We start from the raw sequence: 4706 nt of genomic DNA on the forward strand, positions 1-4706 counted from the left end.
CTTAAGGGAAGATCCAGATGTTATTTTGATCGGTGAACTACGTGATTTGGAAACTATTCGTCTTGCTATGACTGCGGCTGAAACAGGTCACTTGGTGTTTGCGACGTTACACACTAATTCGGCAGTCAAGGCGATTCACCGGATCATTGATGTGTTTCCTGGCGCGGAAAAATCAATGGCACGCTCAATGTTAGCGGAATCTTTGCAAGCTGTTATTGCGCAAAATTTATTGCCAAAAATAAATGGAGGTCGCATTGCTGCTTTTGAAATTATGCTTTGCAATACAGCTATTAGAAACTTAATCCGTGAAGATAAACTCGCTCAAATGTATTCTTCTATGCAAACTGGGCAGGCTAAAGGGATGCAAACGCTAGAACAACATTTAATGCAATTATGGCGAGCTAACTTGATTGCTGAGCATCATGTACGGGAAGGTGCTGCTTATCGATGTTAATGGATGGGGCATCAGATTCGTTGAAGTTATTTTTAGATTTTTGGCGCAGTACTCATTTCTGGCGATCTCTCACCGCGTTCGAAATGACGGGAAAGTATGTTCGAGGTGTCAAGGAGCAAGTGAGAAACTTGCTCCTTTGCAAGACGGATGATTAAGCGTTTTTCTGTATCTCAATCAACTGGACAATCCCATTTTCTGCCAAGGTCAACATATTATTGAGTTGATCGCGATTAAAACTCTTATCTTCAGCTGTACCTTGTACTTCTATGAATTGTCTTTCTTCATTCATCACAATATTCATGTCGGTTTCTGCCAGGACATCTTCAGCATAATCTAAATCAAGGACAGGTTGGCCACGGTAAATACCAACTGAAACAGCAGCAACGTAATTAAATGCAGGCATCTTGCGTAATTTTTCCCGTGCGACCATCCACGAAAGCGCGTCTTTCATTGCTACACAGGCACCAGTAATTGCTGCAGTACGGGTACCACCATCTGCCTGAATAACATCGCAATCAAGGGTAATGGTGTTTTCGCCCAAGACTTTCAAATCGATGCAAGCGCGTAAAGAGCGGCCGATGAGCCGTTGAATTTCAAGTGTCCTACCACCTTGTTTCCCTTTGCTGGCTTCTCTTTCGGTTCGGCTGTGGGTAGCGCGAGGCAACATGCCGTATTCAGCAGTAATCCAGCCTTGGTTTTTGCCTTTAAGAAAGCGGGGTACGCCATCAATAATCGAGGCGTTACATAAAACGCGAGTCTCACCAAACTCAACTAAGACTGAACCTTCGGCATGATTAGTAAAATGACGCGTGATTTTGATCGCACGTAATTGATTGGGTTCACGATTGCTAGGGCGCATGCTTAATCCTCACTAAAATGTGCGATTATAAACCTTTCATTCGTACTATGCACCTGGGCTTGCATTTGTACAAATTTAGTTTATAGTCGCCCAACGTTAAATTTAGTCAGTACTTTTTATGACCCATAGTATGACCGCTTTTACCAGACTGCAGAAACAGCTTGATGCAGGTATTCTGTGCTGGGAAATTAAGTCAGTGAATCACCGCTACCTCGATGTATCTTTTCGTTTACCGGAAGCGTTCCGTTTTTTAGAAGCTTCTTTACGTACAATGATGCGCGGAAAAATAAGTCGTGGTAAATTGGAGTGTCAATTTAAATTCCAGAGCAGTACAATGGATAGCCAATCCATACTTATTGATAACTGTCTGGTCAACAGCCTAATTGCTGCGGGAAATGAATTGGCGATGGCGAAGCAATTACCTAATGATTTAACGTTAAATACCATTTTATCTTGGCCTGGTGTGATACAAACTTCCCAACCAGATCAGGAGGCATTAAGTCAGCAGGTGGAGTTATTATTTCAGGAAACATTAGCCCAATTACTGGCAGTAAGAAAATCCGAAGGACAGGCATTGCGTGTGCATATACAAAGTCGTTTAGATAAGTTACAAGATGAAATTAAGGTGGCTTGGCAATTGGTTGCGCCGCTGACTGAACAGATAAAAGATAAATTATTGACCCGGTTGCATGTTTTGCAATTGGAGGTTGATAAGACACGTGTCGAGCAAGAGCTTGCTCTGCAATTGGCTCGTTTGGATGTGACTGAAGAGCTAGACAGGTTGCAAACACACGTGATTGAAGTAGAAAAGGGTTTACAACGTGAGGAAGCGGTTGGACGCCGTCTGGACTTTTTGATGCAGGAATTGAATCGTGAGGCAAACACACTGAGTTCAAAATCAGAGTCGGTTGCTTTGACTCAGAGTGCTGTTGAAATGAAAGTGTTAATTGAGCAAATGCGTGAACAAATTCAAAATATAGAGTAAGACCATGGCTGATGCTTATGTAGGTAATTTAATAATCGTTGCTGCTCCCTCTGGGGGAGGGAAAACCAGTTTAGTAAGAAAGTTAGTGACGACGCTCACTGATATAGAAGTCGCCATCTCACATACTACCCGTAAAAAACGGCCGGGTGAAAAAGATGGAGTGGATTACTTTTTTGTTGATGAACAACAATTTTTAGCCATGGTAGAAGCGAATGCTTTTGTAGAGCATGCCTTGGTATTTAATCATCATTATGGGACTTCTGTAGCGCAGATAAATACTCGTCTCCAGGCAGGAATTGATGTGGTTCTTGACATTGATTGGCAAGGCGCTCAACAAATTAGGACGGTTTTCCCGGATGCCGTTTCTGTGTTTGTTGTACCGCCCGCGCTGGATACCCTTAAACAGCGCCTTTTAGACAGACGTCAGGATAATGAAGAGGTTATTTCCAGTCGTATGCGGCGAGCGCAGGATGAACTAAGCCATTTCTCTGAGTTTGACTACCTGATAGTCAATGATGATTTCAATAAAGCAGCTGCTGAATTACAAGCGATTGTCATTGCAAGCCGTCTCCGAATGGCTCGACAAGCAAGTCAACAAGGGAAATTACTTTCATTCTTGATGGCATCGCAGTAAAATAGACTATTTTGGTTCCAAGTTGGTACCTTTTTTAAGTTCTGGAGGAGAGGTGTATGGCACGTGTAACCGTAGAAGATTGTTTGGAACATGTTGCAAACCGTTTTGAATTAGTAATGGTTGCTACCAAACGCGCTCGCGAGATAGCTGTTCGTGGCGAACAACCCATGGTGGAATGGGAAAATGATAAACCTACCGTAGTTGCTTTGCGGGAAATTGCTGAAGGGTTAATCAAGCCGGATATCCTGGACAAAGATTAGTATTATTGGGGACGGTTGATATTTGCTAGCTTGAGTGCTTTATGCCTGGATTTCAAGCATCGCAGCTCTGAAATCAAATTTATAAATGGTCAAGAGAGTAGAAATGTCACCGGTCTCTAGTTTTGATGGTCAATTTTACTATAATGTTGAAACAAGAGTGTTTTTTATACTGATGTTTCTAGGCTGTTTTACCATACTTAAAACAAACTAATCCAAGCCATTAGAAAATTGACGAGAGAACTCAATGTTGTATCCGGGGGCATTAGCCCGAATAAATTCAGCGGTAGTTGAAGGGAGTGTTGTGTGAGCTACTTTAAGGAGTTAGATGAAGAGCTTAAATGCTACCTTGAGCAACCGCTTATTGAAAAATGTTATCAAGCCTATCTGGTTGCTGAAAAAGCACATCGCGGTCAAATGCGTCGCTCAGGTGAACCTTATATTACCCATCCGGTTGCCGCTGCTTTGGTTTTAGCCCGTATGCGTCTGGATTATCAGACCATAATGGCCACTCTACTTCATGATGTGGTTGAAGATACGTCCATTAGTAAAGATGATTTAACCCAGCAATTCGGTGAAGATGTTACTGCTCTAGTCGATGGCGTAACCAAACTTACCAAAATCAAATTTGAATCGCGCGCCGAAGCCCAGGCGGAAAATTTCCGCAAGATGGTTTTGGCGATGGTGAAAGATATCCGCGTCATTATTGTAAAACTCGCTGATCGTTACCATAACATGCGTACCTTGGGTGCAATGCCCGCGGTAAAACGAAGACGAATTGCGATCGAAACCCTGGAAATTTATGCGCCCATTGCCAATCGTTTAGGGATGCATGCTATCTACATTGGTCTTGAGGATTTGGGTTTCCAGGCACTTTATCCCATGCGTTATAGAGCCATTAAGTCAGCAGTCGAAAAATCACGTGGTAATCGCCGTGAACTAACTCAAAAAATTGAACAGGATTTGCAGCAGGCCTTAGAGAAGCTCAATATTCCTTATGAACATGTTTTTGGTCGGCAAAAACATTTATACAGTATCTATCGCAAAATGAGGCAAAAAAAGCTTCTTTTACGGAAATAACCGATGTGTTTGCTTTTCGAGTAATTACTGAGGATATTGATTCCTGCTATCGGGTTATGGGGGCCTTACACCAAACCTATAAACCAGTGCCTCAACGCTTCAAAGATTATATTGGCATACCTAAAGCCAACGGTTATCAATCTTTACACACGACTTTATTTGGTCCTTTTGGTGTGCCTCTGGAAGTTCAAATACGTACCCGTGATATGGATAAGGTCGCTGAAAATGGAGTGGCTGCCCACTGGATTTATAAATCCTCAGGTCTGGAGGTAAATGAGGCTCAGCTGCGTGCACGTGAATGGGTACAACGCTTGTTGGAAATGCAACGCAGTACGGGAAATTCTTTGGAATTTATTGAAAACGTTAAAATTGATTTATTCCCGGATGAGGTTTATGTATTTACACCCAAAGGCCATATCATGGAGTTGCCTAAGGGA

Annotated in this window: 5 protein-coding genes and 1 pseudogene; 5 read left to right on the forward strand and 1 reads right to left on the reverse strand. The window is 42.5% G+C overall.

Annotated elements, in window-relative coordinates; genetic code table 11:
* A partial coding sequence (locus tag BN58_RS22975; protein WP_019216254.1) for a type IV pilus twitching motility protein PilT occupies window positions 1-454 on the forward strand: 454 nt, incomplete at its 5' end.
* Between the two features lie 151 nt (window positions 455-605).
* On the opposite strand, the gene rph is transcribed toward BN58_RS22975, so the two are convergent.
* Window positions 606-1313 (reverse strand): ribonuclease PH, encoded by a 708-nt coding sequence (rph, locus tag BN58_RS07165; RefSeq protein WP_019216256.1) that lies wholly within the window; start codon window positions 1311-1313, stop codon window positions 606-608.
* Window positions 1314-1431: 118 nt separating this feature from the next.
* Between rph and BN58_RS07170 the strand changes: the two genes are divergently transcribed.
* From BN58_RS07170 to BN58_RS22980, 4 genes and pseudogenes are all read left to right on the forward strand, one after another.
* Entirely contained in the window at window positions 1432-2298 is an 867-nt protein-coding gene (locus tag BN58_RS07170; protein ID WP_026069330.1) for a YicC/YloC family endoribonuclease, read from the forward strand.
* A gap of 4 nt (window positions 2299-2302) precedes the next feature.
* Window positions 2303-2932, forward strand: a complete 630-nt coding sequence (gene gmk, locus BN58_RS07175; RefSeq protein WP_019216258.1) for a guanylate kinase — start codon at window positions 2303-2305, stop codon at window positions 2930-2932.
* A 56-nt stretch (window positions 2933-2988) separates the two neighbouring features.
* On the forward strand, window positions 2989-3192 hold the full coding sequence (rpoZ, locus tag BN58_RS07180) for a DNA-directed RNA polymerase subunit omega (protein ID WP_019216259.1): 204 nt from the start codon (window positions 2989-2991) through the stop codon (window positions 3190-3192).
* 303 nt (window positions 3193-3495) lie between these two features.
* Window positions 3496-4706: pseudogene (locus tag BN58_RS22980) on the forward strand (RelA/SpoT family protein); the annotation flags it as partial.

This window comes from Legionella tunisiensis, from assembly GCF_000308315.1.
GTDB classification, from domain to species: Bacteria; Pseudomonadota; Gammaproteobacteria; order Legionellales; family Legionellaceae; genus Tatlockia; species Tatlockia tunisiensis.